We start from the raw sequence: 689 nt of genomic DNA on the forward strand, positions 1-689 counted from the left end.
GATATTTTTGGCATACTGCAACCCCTCTAACGACGTAATGCCTCGTTGGGGTAACTCTAATTCTCGTAGCCACAACATCCGCTTCGCGGTCAGTGGCTCTCCAGCTGGAACATCTAACCGATTCCGAACATAGAGACGGAGAAAAGGGTCGGCAATATGAACCTCTTCTTCCATGGCCGTTGCCGCTACCACAGGAACCCCTATCGGGTTAGAAGTGCCACCCATCGGGAACACGACACCTCCTAATGCGAGCACCAAACTCCACCCTGCTAGTTTCATACGATATCGTTGCTTTGTCATGCTTTACTCGCTCCTCTCACGTCCACGATTTGTTCCCCACATACGGCATGCTTGTGCGTATAAAAGCGCAGGAGTACATAATCGTCAACGTGTTGTATTTTATCCTTGCCATAATAACGGAAGGTTCCCCCTGGTAAGACGGGCACTGCCCCATAGGCGTACCCATTCACATCCAAGCTCACTTGCTGCACCAATCCCACGTTTCCCTCGGTATAACTCCCTGTCACATAGGCACTCCCTACTGTATAGGGTGCCGCTTGGCATGTCACTGGCGCAAGAATCGGGAGGCGCTGTTCGTACACCAAAGCTCCCTCCGGATACCGTCCTTCTTGATCCATTAACGGACTATACGCGCGAAACACGACGTCATCGCGGTAATGCTTGATCTG

2 protein-coding genes are annotated in these 689 nt (G+C 51.7%); both read right to left on the bottom strand.

What is annotated here, in order from left to right; translation table 11 throughout:
- On the bottom strand, positions 1-300 hold a 300-nt coding region (locus tag PROCOU_RS16060), incomplete at its 3' end, for a hypothetical protein (RefSeq protein ID WP_036074481.1).
- A partial coding sequence (locus tag PROCOU_RS17910; protein ID WP_159101257.1) for an immunoglobulin-like domain-containing protein occupies positions 297-689 on the bottom strand: 393 nt, incomplete at its 5' end. The genes PROCOU_RS17910 and PROCOU_RS16060, both read right to left, overlap by 4 nt.

The organism is Listeria rocourtiae FSL F6-920 (assembly GCF_000525975.1).
Classification (GTDB): Bacteria; Bacillota; Bacilli; order Lactobacillales; family Listeriaceae; genus Listeria_A; species Listeria_A rocourtiae.